We start from the raw sequence: 18766 nt of genomic DNA, 5'->3' as shown, positions 1-18766 counted from the left end.
AATAAAGCTGTGGGTCAGCGCATTTCGCCTGCGCCGAGGTACGGGTACGGACTGAGCAGTGGGCTGCCCTCGGCGAAGCGCGTATAGCGGAAGTCGGCGGAGTCGACACCCGGCAACGTGCTGCGGCCGTCGAGCAGCAGGTCGGCGACCAGGTGGCCGACCGCCGGAGAGATCTTGAAACCGTGGCCGGAGAAGCCGGTGGCCAGGAACAGTCCGGGCAGCGGAGCGGGACCGATGATCGGATTGAAGTCGGGGGTCACGTCGTACGCGCCGACGTAACTGCCGGTCACCCGGGGATCGGGCATGCCCGGCAGGCGGTGATCCAGCTTGGCGATGACCTTGTCGACGGCCGAATCGTCGGCTCGATTCACGAAGTCGTCCGGGTCCAGATATTCGGGGGCGGCGTGATCGCTGTTGCCCGCCAGCAGTTCTCCGTTGGGTTCGCGGCACAGATATTGCAGGCTCGCGAGATCCGAGAGCACCGGCACCTGCGGCAGCGGTTCGCCCTGATCGATCAGGATCAGCTGGGCGCGTTGGGCTTTCACCGGTGTGTCGACACCGACCGTGGCGGTGAGTGCGGGCGTCCACGGCCCGGCCGCGACGATGACGGTGCCCGCGTGCACCTCGGTGCCGTCGGCCAGCCGCACGCCGATCACCTGGCCCGCCCGCTCCAACAGCGCGGTCACCGGTGTCTGCTGCCGGATCCGCACACCCCGCTCGCGGGCGGCCGTACCGAAAGCCATTCCGGTCAAATAGGCTTCGCCGCGGCCGCCGCGCGGTTCGTAGGCGACGGCGGCGAAATCGTCGACGCGCAGGCCCGGCCACAGTTGGGCCAGCTCGTCGCCGCCGATCAGTTCGACGTCGATGCCCAGGCCCTGCTGCATGGCCACATTGGCCTTCAGGGGGTCGACATTGTCGGCGCCGACGCCGACCGCGTAGCCGCACTGCCGGAAACCCAGGTCGTCGCCGAGGATTTCGCTCGCCTGCTCGAAGAACGGCACCGACCACCACGACAGCGCCGCCAGCGACGGTGCGCCGTAGTGGCAGCGCACCACGCCACTGGATTTGCCGGTCATGCCGGAGCACAGGGTGTTTCGCTCCAGGACGAGGACATCGGTCGCGCCGCGCGCGGCCAGCGACCAGGCGATGGCCAGGCCCTCGAGTCCGCCCCCGATGACGAGGAACTCGGCGGTGTCGGTCATGGAGAGGTACCTCGGCTTCACAACGGTGTCTTCTGACAAGAATCGGTGTTGCCCATCATGAAACCATGGATGATGCGGGTCCGGACACCGGTTAACGCAGTTTTCACAGTCATGAACACTGCCGCAATACCGACAGATGTTCACTGTCATGCAACGACGATTCCTGTCAGGAACGTCGTTTCAGATCAGGAACTCCTAGTCAGGTGAGAAAATGGAGCAAGCAATAGCCGCGGCCGACACCGCGTGGATGCTCGCCGCCTTCGCCGCCGTGTCGATCATGGTGGCGGGGCTGGCGCTGTTCTACGGCGGCATGGTCAGCGTCAAGAACACTTTGAACATGGCGATGATGGTCTTCGGCGCGCTCGCGGTGGTGGGCGTGCTGTGGATCGTCGTCGGCTACTCGGCGTCCTTCGGTAATTCGCTGGGCGGGTACGGGCTGCTCGGCGACCCGCTCGAATACTTCGGATCCTCGAAACTGCTCGACGCCCCGGCGACACCCGGACTACCACCGTCGATCTTCTCGGCCTTCCAATTGCTGTTCGCCGCACTGACGGTCGCGCTAATCGCGGGCGCGGTCGCCGACCGGATGAAGTTCGGCTCCTGGATGATCTTCGCGGGCGTCTGGGCGCTGCTGGTCTACTTCCCGGTCGCCCATTGGGTTTTCGCGTTCGACTCCAAGGACGGCTCGGTACACGGCGGCTGGATCGCCAACAAGCTCAAGGCCATCGACTTCGCGGGCGGCACCGCCGTGCACATCAACGCCGGGGTGGCCGGACTGGCGCTGGCGCTGATTCTCGGCAAGCGCCGTATCTTCCCGAATTCGCCTCGACCGCACAGCCTTCCGCTGACCATGCTGGGTGCGGGCATCCTGTTCTTCGGCTGGTTCGGATTCAACGGCGGCTCCGCGCTGGCGTCGGGCAACAGCGCCTCGGTGGTGGTGCTCAACACCCTTGCCGCGTCCTGCGCGGGCATCTGCGCCTGGCTGATCGTGGAGAAGATCCGGGAGGGGCACGCCACCACACTCGGCGGGGCCTCCGGACTGATCGCGGCGCTGGTCGGCATCACCCCGGCCTGCGGAGCGGTGTCACCGATCGGCGCGCTCGTCGTCGGCGCGGCCTGCGGGGCACTGTGCTGCTTCACCGTATCCCTGAAATACCGCTTCGGCCTTGATGATTCACTCGACGTGGTCGGCATCCACCTGGCGGGCGGCATTCTCGGCACGCTGCTCATCGGGCTGCTGGCGGACCCGCACGCGCCCAACGCCGTCGCGGGACTGTTCTACGGTGGCGGCTTCGATCAGCTGTGGCGGCAGACGGTGGCGGTGCTCGCGGTCCTCGCCTACACCTTCGGTGTCACCCTGGCGATCGCCAAGGTGATGCAGCTGTGCGGTGGCATCCGGGTGGACGAGGAGAGCGAGGCCACCGGTCTCGACCTGGCCGTACACAGCGAAACCGCCTACGTGCTGGATCATTTCAACGTCCCGGCCGCGAAGCCGGACCCCGCCGGGGCGGTCGCCGCGGCCGAGGCCATGACCAGCGAGGCGGCCGGGGAAGTGCGGACCGCCGGGTGAATCGCCGGTCGGCTCATTGACGACGAACGGCCCCAGGGGTGCTCCGCCCCGGGGCCGTTCGTGTCGAATTCGGTTCGGCCGCAGTTGGTTCGGCCGATCACCGCGCTGCGCGGTCGACTGCCGCGCTACTCGGTGGCCTTCTCCGCGCGGCGGGCCGCCTTCTCTTCCGCTTCGGCCGCGTCGAGGGCGTTGGCTTCCTCGAGGGTCGGGGCGCTGCCGCCGAGGCGGGCGGGGACCCAGTACGCGCCGGGCTCGTGGGTGTAGTCCTGCTGCAGATCCAGGAGCAGGGCTTCCATCGTCGAGTGGAGTTCGGCGGTCAACGCGGCGGCGGGTTCGTACGGCGCGATGGGGGCGCCCACCGCGATGGAGATGGGAGTGTTGGTGCGGCCCAGGCGTTTCGGGTGGCCCTTGGTCCAGACTCGCTGCGCGCCCCAGATGACGATGGGGACGATGGGGACGTTCGCTTCGAGGGCCATGCGGGCCGCGCCCGACTTGAATTCCTTCAACTCGAAGCTGCGGCTGATGGTGGCTTCGGGGTAGACGCCGACCAGTTCGCCGGAGCGCAGGCGGTTGACGGCCTCGTGGTAGGACTCGGCGCCGGCGGCGCGATCGACCGGAATGTGCTTCAGGGCGCGCATGATCGGGCCCGAAACGGAACTGTCGAACACTTCCTTCTTGGCCATGAAGCGGATGTAGCGCTTCGCGGTGCGGGCGGGCAGACCGGCGTAGGTGAAATCCATGTAGCCGGTGTGGTTGATCGCGATGACCGCACCCCCGGTCGCCGGGATGTTTTCGTCGCCCTTGACGGTGAACTTCAGGCCCTGCGCCGCGAAAATGGTGCGGGCCAGCCCGATGACGGGGTAGTAGACGGGTTCCACAAGTCCGCTAGCGTAGTCGCTGCTCACGCGGTAACCAGTGATCCAGGTAACACCATCGAATAGATGTGACGTCAAGACACTGAAAGAGGTTCGCAGGCGGTTCCGTTCACCACCGCCTCAGGAAAACCGACAAAGCAGATATACACCCTGAAGTCGGGCGACGAGGGTTACTGCATCGGCGACGTCTCGAGCTAGCCAGTACGCTGGGTGGCTGGTAATCGGTCAGGGAGGCAAGCTCGTGCAGATCACCAGCGTCGGACACGCCGGGTTCCATATCCGTACCTCGGCAGGGACGATCCTGTGCGACCCCTGGGTCAACCCGGCGTATTTCGCGTCGTGGTTCCCGTTCCCGGACAACACCCAGCTGGACTGGGACGAACTGGGCAACTGCGACTTCCTCTATGTGTCGCATCTGCACCGCGACCACTGGGACGCCAAGCACCTCGCCGACAAGGTGAGCAAGGACGCGACAGTCCTGCTGCCGGACTACCCGGTGCCGGACCTCAAGCGTGAGTTGGAAGCCCTCGGGTTCACCAAGTTCATCGAGACCGAGGACTCGGTCAAGCACACGGTGACCGGTCCCGGCGGCGACCTCGACATCATGATCATCGCGCTGCGCGCGCCCGCCGACGGACCCATCGGCGACTCCGGCCTCGTCGTCTCCGACGGTGAGACCGTGTGCTTCAACATGAACGACGCGCGGCCCGTCGACATGGACGTGCTCTCCGAGCAGTTCGGGCACATCGACATCCACCTGCTGCAGTACTCCGGGGCCATCTGGTACCCGATGGTGTACGACATCCCGACCAAGACCAAGGCCAACTTCGGCAAGCAGAAGCGCCAGCGCGGCATGGACCGCTGCCGCGCCTACATCGAACAGGTCGGGGCCACCTGGGTAGTCCCGTCCGCCGGACCGCCGGTCTTCCTCGACGACGAACTGCGCTACCTCAACGACGATCGCGGCGACGAAGGCAATATCTTCCCCGACCAGATCGTCTTCCTCGAGCAGATGCGCATCCACGGCAACGAGGGCGGGCTGCTGATGATCCCGGGCTCGACCGCGGATCTCACCGGCAAGGAACTGAATTCGCTCACCCACCCGGTCGACCCGGACACCATCTACGGCGACAAGGCCGCCTACATCGAGGCCATGGCGCAGCGGATGGCACCGGTGCTCGCGGCCGAAAAGGCCTCGTGGGCAAGCGCTGACGGCGAACCGCTGCTGCCCGCGCTGAAGGCCAAGTTCGAGCCGATCATGGCGCAGAGCGACCTGATCTGCGACGGCATCGGCTACGCCGTCGGCCTGGTGATGGGCGACGAGACCGTGGTGCTGGACTTCCCCAAGCGCATCGTGCGCGCACCCATCGAGGGAGAAGGCAAGTACCGCTACGGATTCCGCATCGACCCGCAGCTGGTGCGCACCGTGCTGCGCGACGACGAACCCGACTGGGTCAACACCATCTTCCTGTCCACCCGCTTCACCACCTGGCGGGTCGGCGGCTACAACGAATTCCTCTACACCTTCTTCAAATGCCTCACCGACGAACGCATCGCATACGCCGACGGCTGGTTCAACGAGGCGCACGACGACTCCGCCTCCACCGAACTCGACGGCTGGGAAATCCAGCGACGCTGCCCGCACCTCAAGGCGGACCTGTCGAAATTCGGTGTGGTGGAGGGCAATACGCTGACCTGCAATCTGCACGGCTGGCAGTGGGATCTGGAATCCGGACGCTGCAAGACCTCCAAGGGCCACGAACTGCGGTCCCGGCGACTCGACGCGCCCGCCACCAACAGCTGAGACGAGTCCGGCCGGTATCGCGGATATCGGCCGGACTCGGGAATCAGCGGATCAGCCCGCCACCTCGGAGGCCTGCAGTTCCCGAGTGAGACGCGACGACCAGGGACACCAGAAACAACCCGGCAGGAAGGCCCCGCAGGCCTCGTCGAGGTAGTCCTCGGTGTACTGGATGCTGGAGTCGCAGACCTCGATCGCCATCGTGAAGAAGCTGATGGAGTCCGGGTCGTAGGCGAACGACCAGCCCGGGTTGTAGAGCTCCGCGCGCTTGCGGATCCTGCCCATGACGTGCGTGGACATCGTCTCCTCGCCGGAGAGGATGCGGCGCGCCTCGGCGATGCGCTGCTCGTTGGTCAGTTTGAAGACGAATTCCTTGCCGGAGTAATCGGTGAATGCGAAAAAGGCGTCCATGGTGATTCCCTCACGAGGTGTGGGTTTATGAACCTGCCTCTCGATGTTAGGCCGACGAATTATCGGCTGTATCGAAATCGATTGCCGCACAAGAGAATTAGAATACCGACCCGTTTTGTCCGAATACCCCGTTCATGGTCACCGGATTCACTCGACGTTAGATACCTTTTGCCCGTTTTGCTCCGTAAATTGCTGCCTCCCAGCAGCTTTCGCCCGGGCCACCAGCTCACGCACGGCGATCGCACCGCGCGCCACCGGTGCGACCACCCGGCCGTCCGCGCCGATCAACACCCCGGAGGGCGTGCCGCGCACCCGATATCGCAGCGCCGCCTCGTTGCCCTGCTGCACCAGCATCGGAATCTCGCCCAGCCCCTGTTCCAGCCCCCACGCGGCATGCTCCGCCACATCACCGTTGCCCAGCACCGCGATGGTCAGCGCGTCGGCGGCGCGGGACTGCCAGCGCGGCAGCTCCCGAGCCAGCGCGGCGCACATCTCGCAGCCCGGATGCACGAAGACCAGCAGCAACGACTTTCCGGACGACAGTAGCTCGGCCAGATTCGCCCGGCCGCCAGTGGTTTTCAGCACCTCGAACTCCGGCGCGACCGCCCCCGGCGGCAGGCCCTCCGCACCCAGCGTGGACAGCACCTGCTCGTCCAGACGTCGGCGCAACGCCCGCACCTCACCCCACAGCGAGATCACCACCGCCGCGAACGCCGCCGCCACCGACAGGGCCACCACCCGATCCATCGGCAGGCCCGCGGGCACCTCCGGATCCGCCAGCGACGCCACCGCGGTCAAACCCGCCAGCGCGATCAGCACGATATTGCGCACCACCGTGCCCCGGCCGATCGGGGCGGCACTGGCCGCACCGAAACACGAACAGACCGGCCGCTTTCCGTGCTGTAGCAGCCGCACCACCGCACCGGTGAACATGCCCAGCAGCAGAATCGCCACCAGCGCCGCCGCGGCCGCCGTCCACGGCGGCAACACCGCGATGGCCACCACCGCCTCCACCGCGGGCAGCCCCCACGCCACCACCGGCACCCAGGCCAGCGGAATCCCGAACTCCCCCACCGCCTTGCGGGTGCCCGCGCCATCGGCGAGCTTCCCCCACGCCGAAAGCCCGAACACGACGGCCAGCACCAGACGTGCCACCCACACCCAGTAGTCCATAGCCATGTTCGCACCATCGCACACTCACATTGACGGCGAATTACGAATCATCCGAACGGATTTCGATGTCCGTCCACTACCAGGTCACGCACGGGACGCGTGGGGATCATGCCGCCCGATCACGCGACCGGGCGGCAATCGCCACCGCCACGAAGGTCAGCGCACACCCGGCCACCGCCGCCACCGACAGACCGGTCCCCGTCGGGGCGAGGACATCCAGCACGATCGATCCCAGCAGCTGCCCCGCCACCGAAGTCAGACCGAGCAGCAGCACCCCGATCCAGCGCACCGTCACCACCGCCAGCGCGATGAACACCACGCCGAGCACGCCACCGAGGTAAAGCCAAGGCTCCCTGGGAAATCCGGACGGCAGCCCACGGCCCCACCGCAGCGCGACCTCCACCAGCAGCAACCCCGCCAGCCCGGTCACGAAATTCCCGAGCGTCGCCGACGCCGGGCCACCCACCGCGCCGACCCGTCCGTTCACCGCCTGCTGCCACGCCACCCCGACCCCGGCGATCACCGGCAGCACGATCAACACCCCCACCGGCACCGAGCGCACGAACTCCGGCATCGACGACGCGCCGCCACTCGATCGCCGATCCAACGCGGCCAACCCGACCGCCCCCAGCGCGACCACCGCACCGCCGATCCGCCACGCCGTCACCGGCGTTCGCCCACCCGGCCCCAACCCCAGCCGATCCACCACCAGACTGCTCACCAACTGCCCGGCCACCGCGGACACCGTGAACGCCGTGACCCCGATCGCCGCCACCGCCACCCCCTGACAGGCCACGAACGCCGCACCGCACAACCCACCCAGTAGCTGCCACCACCGCAACTCCCCCAGCCGAACAGCCAGCCGGACCCGGCCGACCCCGGACCGTAGTCGCGGACTCGCCAGGCAGACCACCCCGACCAGTACGAGCCCGGTCCCGAAACTCACCACTGCGGCGGCTACCCCGTCGTGCAACCGCTGTCCGAGTTCACCGTTCACCCGAGCCTGCACCGCGACCCCAGCGCCGATGCACCCCCCGAACACCATCCCCACCGGTCTGCGCACCGCCCGATTCTCCCTGACGATTCGACCGATACCTCGCAGCCGGTCGACCGGGCCACGACCGGCAGACGGCGGGGCTCTCGAAGGCTCGCGAGATCACTCGTCCCGGTCACGCGGGAGCCAGGTCGGGACCAGAGCGGCGGCCAGCAGCAGCGGGAGGCCGAGCAGTGCGATCATCGTCGGGATCGGTAGCCAGGTGGAAGCGAGGGCGGCGAAGGCGAAGACGGTCAGCGCCATCAGTTCGGTGGCGAAGCCGGAGACCGAGGTGACGGTGGCGCGGGCGGGGCCGGTGATGGCGTCCTGGAGGCGGGCCGAGGCGATCACGTCGGTGTTGTAGTCGATGCCGTAGGCGATGCCGACGGCGGTGAAGCCAACGGCGGTAAGGACATACAGTTGTGCGGTGTGGTGGGCGGCGGATCCGGCGACGAGTGCGCCGGTGGTGAAGAGCAGGCCCGCGACCGCCAGGGCGAGGGCCATGGTGGTGGCACGCATGCCTTCGGTGCGGCCCGCCAGCAGGGAACCGGCGAGCGATCCCGCGACCGTCACCGCCACCAGGATCGCGGCCAGGGACGGGCCCGCGCCCGCGTGGTCGGCCAGCAGGGCGAAGTATTCGTCGAAGGCGGTCATCCCGTTCAGCAGGGCCACCAGGATCACGCCGCGGCGAATGATCTTGACCCGGAAGGCTTCTCGCAGGCCGGAGCGCAGCATGGCGAGGTAGCCGGGCGAAGCTGGTTGCGGGGCAGACGGTTCGGTGGATTCCGGGGTCGCGAAGTTATCCACAGTTGTGTCGGGATCTTCTTCCAGGTCTTCGATGTCGGCTGTGGACACCGACTTCGGGGCGCTGGGCAGGGCCACCGCGGCGAGTACGTGCAGGGCGGCCATGCCGACGCTGGACCAGGCGACCAGGGCGTAACCGCCCCGGGCGTAGAGGGGCGCGGCGGCGAGAATGCCGAGGAGAGCAGCGGATTCGGCGGCCGCACGGGTGTAGCCCAGGAGTTTCGGGTAATGGGCGGTGGCGGTTCGGGCGTGCAGATCGTCGTAGAGCAGGGCCTCGAAGGTACCGGAGCGCAGCGCGCCCGCCGCACCCCAGAGCACGAAACCGGCGGCGAAACCGAGGTAGGACGGAAACAGGGTCCAGGCGGTGAAACCGGCTGTCAGCAGGGAGCCGGACAGGATGAGCAGGTGACGACGGTCGACCGTGTCGGCCCAGGCACCGGACGGGATCTCCAGGACGAACGAGGTCGCGGACCAGATGGCCAGCAGGGAGGAGATCTGGGCGGCGTTCAGGCCGTGCGCGGCGAACAGCAGCGCGTAGAGGGCATACAGCGGAATCAGATCCGCGGTGAACGCGAAGAGGACGGCCCGGAAGGTCAGGGCGCGTAGTGAGGCCGGGCCGGAGGCGCGGGCTACTCCGTTACGGGGTGCGGCGGTGAGAGATCAACATCGGTGCACGAGCAGGCGCATGTGATCAACTCTGCGCGCCGCCCGCGGAGCCGTCAAGCGGATTGTCGATGGGGATCCAGCCATTGGTGTTCGGCTCGTGGTCGGCGACCGCCGCGCCCACCAGGCCGTGGCGGTCGTTGAGGTCGTTGATCAGCTCGGAGACGGGGTGTGAATCGCTGTAGTGGTAACCCTGGGCGAGCGCGAAACCCAGCTCGGTCAGCACTGCGGCCTGGTACTCGGTTTCCACACCCTCGGCGATCACCTGGAGGTCCAGGGACTTGCTCAGCGCGGCGATGACGCCGAGCAGCGGCGGGGCGGGGGAATCGGAGCGGATGGCGGCCACGAAGGACTGGTCGACCTTCAGGATGTCGCTGGGCAGGGTGGCCAGGCGACTCAAAGACGAATAGCCGGTACCGAAGTCGTCGATCGCGATGCGGACCCCGCGCTCACGGAGCTTGTGCAGGTTCGCGATCGCGGTATCGGATTCGGCGGCCAGTTCGGACTCGGTCACCTCGAGCACGAGTTGGTCTGCGGGCCAGCCGGTTTCCTCGAGAATCCCGGAAACCCGGTCGGCGTACTCGGTTTCGGCCAGCTCCAGGCCACTCACATTGACGTTCAAGGTCAGATCGAGCTGCGCGAAGGTGTCCTGCAGACGGGTGGCGTCCGCGCAGGCGCGACGCAACACCAGCTCGTCCAGATCGGAGATGAGGTCGTATTCCTCGGCCACCCGGATCAGGCCCTCGGTGGTGACGTCCGGCTGCGCGTTCGAGGACCAGCGCAGCAGCGCCTCCACCCCGACCGCGCGGGTGGCGCCGTCGGAGAGGCTCACGATCGGCTGATACTGCACGTCCAGGGTGCCGCGGTCGATGGCCTCACGCAGCTCCACCGCGAGGGGCAGCTGCCGCGACGACTCCAGCACCGTGCGGTTGCGGCCCGCCTGCTTGGCCCGGTACAGACCGACATCCGCGCGCGACACCAGCAGCGAACCGGACTCGCCCGGCTGCCACGAGGTGACACCCGCCGAGCAACCCGTGGTCACTGCGGCCCGCAACTCCTCGGTCAGCAGGATCGCCGCCTGCTCGGTGGTGCCCGGCAGCAGCAGCGCGAACGCGTCACCGCCGTAGCGAGCCAGACGCTGATCCGGCGCAAGCAGTTTCGACCAGGTGTCGCCCACCCGCTGCAGCACGGCATCACCGGCCCGATGCCCGAGATGATCGTTGATCTTCTGGAAGCGATCCAGGTCCACCAGCACCAGCGCCAGACCCTGACCGGTGCGGGTGGCATGCGCGATGGCATTGCTCAGCGCCCGATCGAAACCACGCCGGTTCAACAGACCGGTCAGCACATCGATGTCGGCGTCCGACGCCATGCGCGTCAAAATGCCGACCACGATGCCGATTCCGAGCGTGATGCCCGCCGGAATGATGCCCGACCACCACGGCAGCCCGCGCGACGGCACCACCCACAGGCAGCAGGCGATCGCGAACGCCAGATGCGCGCCCAGCCACCGCCAGGAGAAGAAGATCGCGGCATCACAGGCCACGAACACATAGAACGCAGCCAGGCTGATCGCGCCCACCGTGTTCGGAAACCAGTGCACCGCAACGGTCACCAGCACGGTCGCCGCCGCCACATACCCGTGATGCACCGAATGTGGCAGCCGCGGACCCCAGATCAGCAGACTGACACCAAGCAGCAACGCCACGAAAGCGGCCACGCCGACCAGCGGCCGATTGCCCTCATCACCCGGAGCCACGGCCGTGAGAATCAGGCCCAGAACCCCACCCATGACGTAGAACGCCCCGGTGGTCCGAGCCATGACCATTGCCGTCGCCAGCGCCGATGCCGCCCGCACCCGGGTTCGGGTATCGCCGCGAGACCCGATTCCTCGCACGGTGCATAGCCTAGACATAAGGTCTGTCAGCAGTAGACACAACCGTCGGAATAAGCCACGCCGGGCTCTCGGCAGGCGACACGCCAGCAGCGAATTCTCAGCGCGGTTGCAGCACTTCGGTACCCACGAAGGGCACCAGCGCGGCGGGGATTCGGACCGAACCGTCGGCCTGCTGATGGTTCTCCAGCAGCGCCACGATCCAGCGGGTGGTCGCCAGCGTGCCGTTCAAAGTCGCGGCGGTCTGCGGCTTTCCGTTCTCGTCGCGGTAGCGGACATTCAGGCGACGCGCCTGGAACGTCGTGCAATTCGAGGTCGAGGTGAGCTCGCGGTAGGTCTGCTGGGTGGGAACCCAGGCCTCGCAATCGAATTTGCGGGCCGCCGAGGAACCCAGATCACCGGCGGCCACATCGATCACCCGGTACGGGACCTCGATCGCGGCCAGCATCTCCTGCTCCCAGGCCAGCAGCCGCTGATGCTCGGCGTCCGCGTCCTCGGGGCGGGTGTAGACGAACATCTCGACCTTGTCGAACTGGTGCACGCGGATGATGCCGCGGGTGTCCTTGCCGTAACTGCCCGCCTCGCGACGGAAGCACGACGACCACCCGGCGTAGCGCTTCGCGCCCGCGGTCAGATCCAGGATCTCGCCCGAGTGGTAGCCCGCCAGCGGGACCTCCGAAGTGCCGACCAGGTACAGGTCGTCCTCCTCGAGGTGATAGACCTCCGCCGAGTGCTGGCCCAGGAAACCGGTGCCCTGCATGATCTCCGGACGCACCAGCACCGGCGGGATCACCATGGTGAAACCGTTCGCGGTCGCCCGCTGCGCGGCCAGCTGCAACAGACCCAGCTGCAACAGCGCGCCGTAACCGGTCAGGAAGTAGAAGCGCGAACCCGACACCTTCGCGCCGCGCTCCATGTCGATGATGCCCAGCGACTCACCCAGATCCAGGTGATCCTTCGGCTCGAAATCGAATTCGCGCGGGGTGCCGATGGTGTCGAGGACGATGAAGTCCTCCTCGCCGCCCGCGGGCGCACCCTCCTGCACCACATTCGACAGCGCGCGCTGCGCGGCCTCGACATCGGCGTCGGCGGCCTTCTCCGTCGCCTCCGCCTCCTTGACCTTCGCCGAGAACTCCTGGCCCTGCGCCAGCAGCGCCGGACGCTCCTCGGGGGAAGCCTTGCCGACCTTCTTGCCCAGCGCCTTGTGCTCGGCGCGCAACGTATCGGCCGCCAGCACCGCGGCACGACGGGCGGCATCCGCCTCGAGCAGGGCATCCACCAGGGCCGGATCCTCGCCGCGAGCGCGCTGCGACGCGCGGACCGCATCCGGGTTCTCACGCAGGAATCGAAGGTCGATCATGTCGCAACAGCCTAGTGGGCGACCGCCAGCGGTTTTATCTGCCCTCCGATCCGCCGCGGCATCGGATTCGGTCCGATCCTGTAATTACGGACCACCTACCGGCGCTCGTCGCAATAGGGTTGACGGATGGGACGGCAGGGAGCTCGCCAGCGGCTCCGCCGTGGTATTTCCGAGGAGTCACCATGCCCCAGTACACCCCGCACACAGCCGATTTCGTCGTCGTTGGCGCCGGATCCGCGGGGGCAGCACTCGCCGCACGCCTGAGCGAACGACCCGGCGTCAGCGTCGTGGTCCTGGAGGCCGGCGGCGAGGACAGCGACAAGTTCGCGCACATTCCCGCTGCCTTCAACCAGCTGTTCCAGGGCCCGAACGACTGGAACTACCGCACCGAACCCCAGCCCGAACTCAGCGACCGCAAGGTCTACTGGCCGCGCGGCAAGATGCTCGGCGGCTCCTCCTCGATGAACGCCATGATGTGGGTGCGCGGGTTCGCCGCCGACTACGACGAATGGGCCAAGTACGCGGGACCCTCCTGGTCCTTCGAACAGGTGCTGCCCTACTTCCAGAAGATGGAGACCGTCGAGGAGGCCACCGAACCCGGTGAGGGACGCCAAGGGCCGCTGCACATTTCACGCCAGCGCAGTCCGCGCGCCATCACCCACACCTACCTGCAGGCCGCCACCGAAGCCGGATATCCGGTGGAGCGCGCCAACAGCGATCAGCCGCAAGGCTTCTCGCAGACCATGGTGAACCAGAAGCGCGGCGCGCGCTGGAGCACCGCCGACGCCTACCTGCGGCCCGCGCTGCAGAACCGGCGCGACCTGACCGTCGTCACCGACGCGCACGTCACCCGGGTGCTGTTCGAGGACATCCGCGCGGTCGGCGTCGAATTCCGGATCGGCGGGGAGATCAAGCAGATCACCGCCAAGCGCGAGGTCATTTTGTCCGGCGGCGCGATCAACACCCCGCAGCTGCTGCAGCTCTCCGGCATCGGCGACGACGAGACGCTGATCGACCTCGGCATCCCGTGCCTGGTGCACTCCCCCGAGGTGGGCCGCGGACTGCGCGACCACCTGGCCGCGCCCATCGTCTACCGCACCCGCGGCGGCAGCCTCTACGGCGCGGACAAGAACCTGCTCGAACTCGGCAACTACCTGGTCCGCCGCCGCGGCCAGCTCACCTCGAACATCGGTGAGGCGTACGGATTCATCCGCAGCCGTGAGGGATTGGACCTGCCGGACCTGGAGCTGATCTTCGCGCCCGCGCCGTACCTCGCCGAGGGACTGGGCGAACCGGACGGGCACGCGCTGACCTTCGCGGCGATCCTGCTCAAGCCGGACTCCATGGGCAGCGTCACCATCACCTCCGCGGATCCGTTCGCGCCGCCGCGCATCAACCCGCGCTACATCACCGAACCTTCCGACCGCGCCGCCCTGATGGCCGGGCTGCGCGCCTGCGTCGAGATCGCCAACCAGCCCGCGCTCAAGGGCTACATCGGCGATCTGGTGCAGCCGGCGGTCCCGTCCAGCACCGATCTGGAGGAGGTGCTGCGACGCTGCCTCGAGGACCACTCGCACACGCTCTACCACCCGGTCGGCACCTGCGCGATGGGCACCGACAAGAGCAGCGTGGTCGATCCGGAGCTGCGGGTGCGCGGGGTGGAGGGGCTGCGCATCGCCGACGCCTCGGTGATGCCGGTCATCACCCGCGGCCACACCCATGCCCCCGCCGTCCTGATCGGCGAGAAGGCCGCGGACCTGATCCCCTGATCAACGCGCACCCAGGTGCGCTCGGAAACGCTTGCCCGGCCGCATGATCGACGCGGTCGGGGGTGCGAACCCAGGTTGTTCCTGGCGAGGGCGGTGTCGCGCTGCAATGATGGAGCGCGATGTCCCAGCCATACGCGCCTCCGCCGCCCCCGTCCGCACCGCGCCCCGGCGCGCCCAAGCGGCGCAAGCCGGGCGCGATGGATCGGGTGCTGGCGCCGTTCCGCTCGATCGAGTCCAAGCTCGACCGCAACGGACCGCTCTCCGCATCCACGGTGCGGTGGGGTCTGCTGGCGATGGCGGTCGGCGTCACCGTCGCCGTGCTCATCACCATGTTCGTGTCCAACGGCTTCGACACCAACAAGGTGAAGGCGCACGCGCCCGGCGCACCGCAGCCCACCGGCGCGGTGGCGGGCGCGGCCTTCGGCACCGCCAAGCCCGGAGACTGCCTGACCTGGAGCAAGTCCGGGGCCACCGACCTCTCCAAGGTCGAGTGCGCGACCAAGCACATGTTCGAGGTCACCGGCGTGGTCGACCTCAGCAAGTACCCGGGCAAGGAGTTCGGTCCCGGTGCGCCCTACCCGGATTCGCTGCGCATGCTGGAACTGCGCGACGAGCACTGCGCCAGCGCCACCCAGTCCTACCTCAGCGGAAAGCTCGATCCGCGCGGCAAATTCGATGTCAGCCTGATCGACCCGGGCAAGGAAGGCTGGCGCGCGGGCGAGCGCACGCTGCGCTGCGGCGTACAGGTCGAGACCATCAGCGGCGCGGCCGCCGTCGCCTCCACCGGCAGCATCCGCGACGTGAATCAGTCGAAGGTGTACGACACCGGCACCTGCATCGGCATCAAGAACGGCCTGCCCACCGGCGAACCGGTCGACTGCTCGCAGCCGCACTCCTACGAGATGATGTCCACCGTCGACCTGGCCGGCCACTTCACCGGCGGCCCGCCCAGCAAGGACGACCAGGACAGCTTCATGGCCGACCAGTGCGCCAAGGACGCGGGCGACTACCTCGGCACCGCCAACGCCATCCACGACAAGACGCTCACCGTCTTCTTCGACTTCATCGACACCCGCAGCTGGATGGTCGGCAGCCGCAGCCTCAACTGCATGCTCGGCAAGGGCAACGATCAGGGCTTCTCCACCATCGTCGGCTCGGCCAAGGGCGACATCCAGGTGGACGGCCAGGCCCCGGTGCCGCCGCCCAACAACGGCCGCTACACCCCGCCGCCGCTGCCCGGTGCGGCCCCGCCGGTTATCCCCCAGCCACGATGAATTCCGGTATGCCGGAACGGGACCGGTAGCAATGGCCGTCAGCATGTCCGACGACCGTTTCGAGGAACTCGTCGGTGACGCCCTCGACCTGATTCCGCCGGAATTGTCACAGGCGATCGAGAATGTGGTCGTGCTCATCGAGGCGCGCAATGCCGAGGACCCTCAGCTTCTGGGCCTCTACCACGGCATTGCGCTCACCGATCGCGACTTCAGCCACTACGGTGGCGCCCTTCCGGACACCGTCACCATCTATCGCGAATCCATCCTCGGGATGTGCCGTAGCGAAGAAGAAGTGGTGCAGGAGGTGGCTATCACAGTGATTCATGAGATAGCCCACTATTTCGGGATTGACGACGAGCGTCTTCATCAGCTGGGATGGGGCTGAAACCCTAAGCTGGGAACCGATCAGCAAACCTCTGCGTCCAAGCTTCATAGCCGGGGGAAAACGTAGAAGGGAGCCCGATCATGGTCGGCCACGTCCTCGTGCAGCCCGAGGTGGTCCTCGCGGCCGCCCTCGAACTCGACCTGCTCGCCGAGCGCCTCGCCGCCGCCGCGGGCTGGAGCGCACCGGCCACCCACGTGCTGCCGTCGGGCACCGAAGAGGTGTCGTTCCTGGCCGCCGGGCACTTCAATTCGGCCGCGCTGAGCCATGATCGGGCCGTCGCCCAGGGCATCCTCGAACTGCACCACGCCGCCGCCACGCTGCGCAGCCAGCTCGCGCAGTACCTGGCGCAGGACGCGGTGCGGGCCGCCGGCATCGCCGCCATCCAGGTGTAAAGGGGAGACACATGACACTGGGAATCACCGGGGTGTTCTGGCTGCCCCGCATGGCCGAGATCAACTCCATCTCGCTGAACGCGGGCGCGCACGCCGTTCCGATCGCCGCCGCGGGCACCGCCTGGGGCGCGCTCACCGCCGCCTGGGTCGACGCCACCACCACCGTGGCGCGGGTGATGGCCGAGATCGGCGTCGGACTCGAGGGCCTCAACGGCATCAATGTGCTGGCTCGGCTGGCCGGCTTCACCGTGTGGTCCGAACAGCAGGCCGTGATGGCGGGCGTGATGGCCGGGAAGGCCGCCGCCAATGTCACCGCCTACACCGTCGCCTCCCTCGTCATGCCGAGCCTGCCCGAGATCGCGGTCGTGGAGACCGCCCGGGTGGCCGCGTACTCCAGCGGCGGCGCGCTCAACGGCACCGCCGAAGCCGCCGAGGCCGCCAAGCTCGCCCTCGACATCCGCGCCGCGCTGGTGATGGAGACCTACGAGGCCGCCACCAGCCTGATGGTGGCCACCCCCGGCCAGTTCCTGATGCCGCCGCCCATCGCCATGGGCGCGGGCAATGCCAATGCGGGCGCGGACGCGTTCGCCAACAGCAACGATCCGATCCAGGCGGCGCTCGGCGCGGCCGCGGCGCTGGCCCAGAATCCGGCCGTCACCAGTGCGCTGTCACAGGTCGCGCAGGTCGCGGGGACGGTCGCCACCAGCGGGGTCAGCAGCGCGGGAAACGTTGCGAGCACGGCTGTTTCGGCGGTCGTCAACGCGGTCACGCAGGCTCCGGGACTCGGGGTCGGACTGCCGGTGACGCCGGGTGCGGGCATCGGCGCGGCCACCGTCGGTGCGGGCGGGGCGGCCCTGGCCACCCAGGCGGTGTCCTTCGGCGGCGGTGCGGGCACCTCGGTCAGCATCGGCTCTGTCAACATCGGCTCTGTCAACATCGGAAATGGCGGCGGCACACTGAAACTCCCTGACGGCTGGGGCTCCGGCCTCGGAACCGGCTGCGGCACAGCGACTCCCGCGACTCCGGTCGCTCAACCGATGACCGCGCCCGCCGCCTCGGCCGGGTCCACCGCGCCGGTGCGCGGCTCGGGCAGCAGTCCGCTGCTGGGCGGCCAGGCCGACGACGAGGACGACGCCCGCCGGGTCGACTACGGGCGTTCGGTGGAGGTCTTCGCCGACGGACGGGTCATCGCGCCCGCCGTCATCGGCAGCGATCCGGCCATCGAGCGGTGACCATACTCGGTGCGGGACGCGGACCGTCACTGCTGCGATCGGTGACACTGACCCTCGACGAGATGCAGTACCTACAGCAGAGTTTGGCTATCGATGAACTGCCGGTGGTGCTCGACGCCATGGGCCGCTACGACACTGCCGCCGACCACGATCGCGCCATGGCCGCCGCGGCCGCGACGCTGACCGAACGCGAACTCCTCGACGGCGAGCAGGTTCATCCGGAACTCGCCGAGCGGCTGCGGGTGCTCTACCGGCCGCACTGGGTGCTGGCCGTGCGCTGGTACGTGGCCGGGCAGGTCAACCGGTTCTGCCTGGCCAAGGGCGACGACTTCGACGTGGTGGCATTGCGCGGGCCCGGCTCCTACGTCCTCGACGAGGCGAGTCACGATCTCGCGGGCACCGTACTGGCCGCGCTGGGTCCGGCCGATCCGCTCGAACTGGCCGGAATGAACGCTCCCACCGAGGAATTGGCGGTCATCTTCGACGACGCGGGCGACGCCACCACCACCGCGAATCGGCTGGCGAAGGCCTGCACCCCGGCCCGCGACGCGCACACCCTGGCTTCGGCTCTGGTGCAGGTGGATTCGCACGCCGAGATCGTGGCCGTGCGCTACGGCGACGGATCCCGCGACGTGGCCGACCACCATCTCGCGATCTACAACACCCGGCACGGCCGCTTCCTGGCCGTCACCGACCGCGCCGACGACGGCACCGCGTGGACAGCGCTGGCGAGCGGCACGCCCGCCCGCATCCGCACCGCACTCACCGACCTGATCGCGCAACAGCCACTGCGCACCGAATTCCCCTCCACGCAGCCGAAATAGCCCCTTCCGCGCGGCAGCGCACTGGCCTGTCCGCACGGCGACCCGACAAGCATCTTCGCGCGGCAGCACCCACGACTTCCTCTGTGTGCAGCCGCCCCAATGAA

The 18766-nt window shown here is 68.0% G+C and carries 16 protein-coding genes; 8 read left to right on the top strand and 8 right to left on the bottom strand.

The annotated features are described in order from the left end of the window. Positions 1 to 14: 14 nt before the first annotated feature. Positions 15 to 1202: an NAD(P)/FAD-dependent oxidoreductase gene (locus OG300_RS32500; protein ID WP_405487609.1), complete on the bottom strand. Its 1188-nt coding sequence runs from the start codon at positions 1200 to 1202 to the stop codon at positions 15 to 17. A gap of 211 nt (positions 1203 to 1413) precedes the next feature. Here OG300_RS32500 and OG300_RS32495 point away from each other — a divergent pair, with 211 nt between their 5' ends. Beyond that, a complete protein-coding gene (locus OG300_RS32495; protein WP_405487608.1) occupies positions 1414 to 2772 on the top strand; it encodes an ammonium transporter in 1359 nt (452 codons plus the stop codon). A 125-nt stretch (positions 2773 to 2897) separates the two neighbouring features. Here OG300_RS32495 and OG300_RS32490 read toward each other — a convergent pair whose 3' ends face one another. Beyond that, positions 2898 to 3650, bottom strand: a complete 753-nt coding sequence (locus OG300_RS32490) for a lysophospholipid acyltransferase family protein (RefSeq protein ID WP_405498765.1) — start codon at positions 3648 to 3650, stop codon at positions 2898 to 2900. Positions 3651 to 3888: 238 nt separating this feature from the next. Between OG300_RS32490 and OG300_RS32485 the strand changes: the two genes are divergently transcribed. Further along, entirely contained in the window at positions 3889 to 5451 is a 1563-nt protein-coding gene (locus tag OG300_RS32485; protein ID WP_405487606.1) for a Rieske 2Fe-2S domain-containing protein, read from the top strand. A 51-nt stretch (positions 5452 to 5502) separates the two neighbouring features. Here OG300_RS32485 and OG300_RS32480 read toward each other — a convergent pair whose 3' ends face one another. The 6 genes from OG300_RS32480 to serS all read right to left on the bottom strand — a co-directional run bounded on the left by OG300_RS32480 (position 5503) and on the right by serS (position 12786). Then, positions 5503 to 5859, bottom strand: a complete 357-nt coding sequence (locus tag OG300_RS32480) for a calmodulin (RefSeq protein WP_405487604.1) — start codon at positions 5857 to 5859, stop codon at positions 5503 to 5505. Between the two features lie 147 nt (positions 5860 to 6006). After that, positions 6007 to 7038, bottom strand: a complete 1032-nt coding sequence (locus OG300_RS32475) for a MauE/DoxX family redox-associated membrane protein (protein WP_405487602.1) — start codon at positions 7036 to 7038, stop codon at positions 6007 to 6009. A 100-nt stretch (positions 7039 to 7138) separates the two neighbouring features. Then, positions 7139 to 8095, bottom strand: a complete 957-nt coding sequence (locus OG300_RS32470) for a DMT family transporter (protein ID WP_405487600.1) — start codon at positions 8093 to 8095, stop codon at positions 7139 to 7141. Between the two features lie 93 nt (positions 8096 to 8188). Next, positions 8189 to 9466, bottom strand: a complete 1278-nt coding sequence (locus OG300_RS32465) for an MFS transporter (protein WP_405498764.1) — start codon at positions 9464 to 9466, stop codon at positions 8189 to 8191. Positions 9467 to 9560: 94 nt separating this feature from the next. Then, complete coding sequence (locus tag OG300_RS32460; RefSeq protein ID WP_405487598.1) at positions 9561 to 11429, bottom strand: putative bifunctional diguanylate cyclase/phosphodiesterase; 1869 nt, start codon at positions 11427 to 11429, stop codon at positions 9561 to 9563. A gap of 97 nt (positions 11430 to 11526) precedes the next feature. Then, positions 11527 to 12786, bottom strand: coding sequence for a serine--tRNA ligase (serS, locus tag OG300_RS32455; protein ID WP_405487596.1), 1260 nt, complete (start codon positions 12784 to 12786; stop codon positions 11527 to 11529). A 182-nt stretch (positions 12787 to 12968) separates the two neighbouring features. Between serS and OG300_RS32450 the strand changes: the two genes are divergently transcribed. The 6 genes from OG300_RS32450 to OG300_RS32425 all read left to right on the top strand — a co-directional run bounded on the left by OG300_RS32450 (position 12969) and on the right by OG300_RS32425 (position 18662). After that, positions 12969 to 14555, top strand: coding sequence for a GMC family oxidoreductase (locus tag OG300_RS32450; RefSeq protein ID WP_405487594.1), 1587 nt, complete (start codon positions 12969 to 12971; stop codon positions 14553 to 14555). A gap of 119 nt (positions 14556 to 14674) precedes the next feature. Further along, positions 14675 to 15829, top strand: coding sequence for a septum formation family protein (locus tag OG300_RS32445; RefSeq protein WP_405487592.1), 1155 nt, complete (start codon positions 14675 to 14677; stop codon positions 15827 to 15829). A 31-nt stretch (positions 15830 to 15860) separates the two neighbouring features. Continuing rightward, positions 15861 to 16214: a metallopeptidase family protein gene (locus OG300_RS32440; RefSeq protein WP_405487590.1), complete on the top strand. Its 354-nt coding sequence runs from the start codon at positions 15861 to 15863 to the stop codon at positions 16212 to 16214. Positions 16215 to 16294: 80 nt separating this feature from the next. Beyond that, a complete protein-coding gene (locus tag OG300_RS32435) occupies positions 16295 to 16606 on the top strand; it encodes a PE domain-containing protein (RefSeq protein ID WP_405487588.1) in 312 nt (103 codons plus the stop codon). Between the two features lie 11 nt (positions 16607 to 16617). Continuing rightward, the gene (locus OG300_RS32430; RefSeq protein WP_405487586.1) at positions 16618 to 17838 is read left to right on the top strand and encodes a PPE domain-containing protein; all 1221 of its coding nucleotides are present in this window, start codon (positions 16618 to 16620) and stop codon (positions 17836 to 17838) included. Next, on the top strand, positions 17835 to 18662 hold the full coding sequence (locus OG300_RS32425) for an ESX secretion-associated protein EspG (RefSeq protein WP_405487584.1): 828 nt from the start codon (positions 17835 to 17837) through the stop codon (positions 18660 to 18662). Before OG300_RS32430 ends, OG300_RS32425 begins: the two co-directional genes overlap by 4 nt. The last annotated feature ends 104 nt before the right edge of the window (positions 18663 to 18766 follow it).

This window comes from Nocardia sp. NBC_00511 (assembly GCF_045161165.1).
Taxonomy (GTDB): domain Bacteria; phylum Actinomycetota; class Actinomycetes; order Mycobacteriales; family Mycobacteriaceae; genus Nocardia.
Note: the sequence above shows the minus strand (reverse complement) of the source record. Positions and strands in the feature narration are given on the sequence as shown.

Excerpts from the sequence above, each read along its gene's own strand:
- OG300_RS32435 (WP_405487588.1), top strand. The coding sequence starts at position 16,295 with ATGGTCGGCCACGTCCTCGTGCAGCCCGAGGTGGTCCTCGCGGCCGCC.
- OG300_RS32500 (WP_405487609.1), bottom strand. The coding sequence starts at position 1,202 with ATGACCGACACCGCCGAGTTCCTCGTCATCGGGGGCGGACTCGAGGGC.
- OG300_RS32475 (WP_405487602.1), bottom strand. The coding sequence starts at position 7,038 with ATGGCTATGGACTACTGGGTGTGGGTGGCACGTCTGGTGCTGGCCGTC.
- OG300_RS32480 (WP_405487604.1), bottom strand. The coding sequence starts at position 5,859 with ATGGACGCCTTTTTCGCATTCACCGATTACTCCGGCAAGGAATTCGTC.
- OG300_RS32430 (WP_405487586.1), top strand. The coding sequence starts at position 16,618 with ATGACACTGGGAATCACCGGGGTGTTCTGGCTGCCCCGCATGGCCGAG.
- OG300_RS32440 (WP_405487590.1), top strand. The coding sequence starts at position 15,861 with ATGGCCGTCAGCATGTCCGACGACCGTTTCGAGGAACTCGTCGGTGAC.
- OG300_RS32495 (WP_405487608.1), top strand. The coding sequence starts at position 1,414 with ATGGAGCAAGCAATAGCCGCGGCCGACACCGCGTGGATGCTCGCCGCC.
- serS (WP_405487596.1), bottom strand. The coding sequence starts at position 12,786 with ATGATCGACCTTCGATTCCTGCGTGAGAACCCGGATGCGGTCCGCGCG.
- OG300_RS32445 (WP_405487592.1), top strand. The coding sequence starts at position 14,675 with ATGTCCCAGCCATACGCGCCTCCGCCGCCCCCGTCCGCACCGCGCCCC.
- OG300_RS32450 (WP_405487594.1), top strand. The coding sequence starts at position 12,969 with ATGCCCCAGTACACCCCGCACACAGCCGATTTCGTCGTCGTTGGCGCC.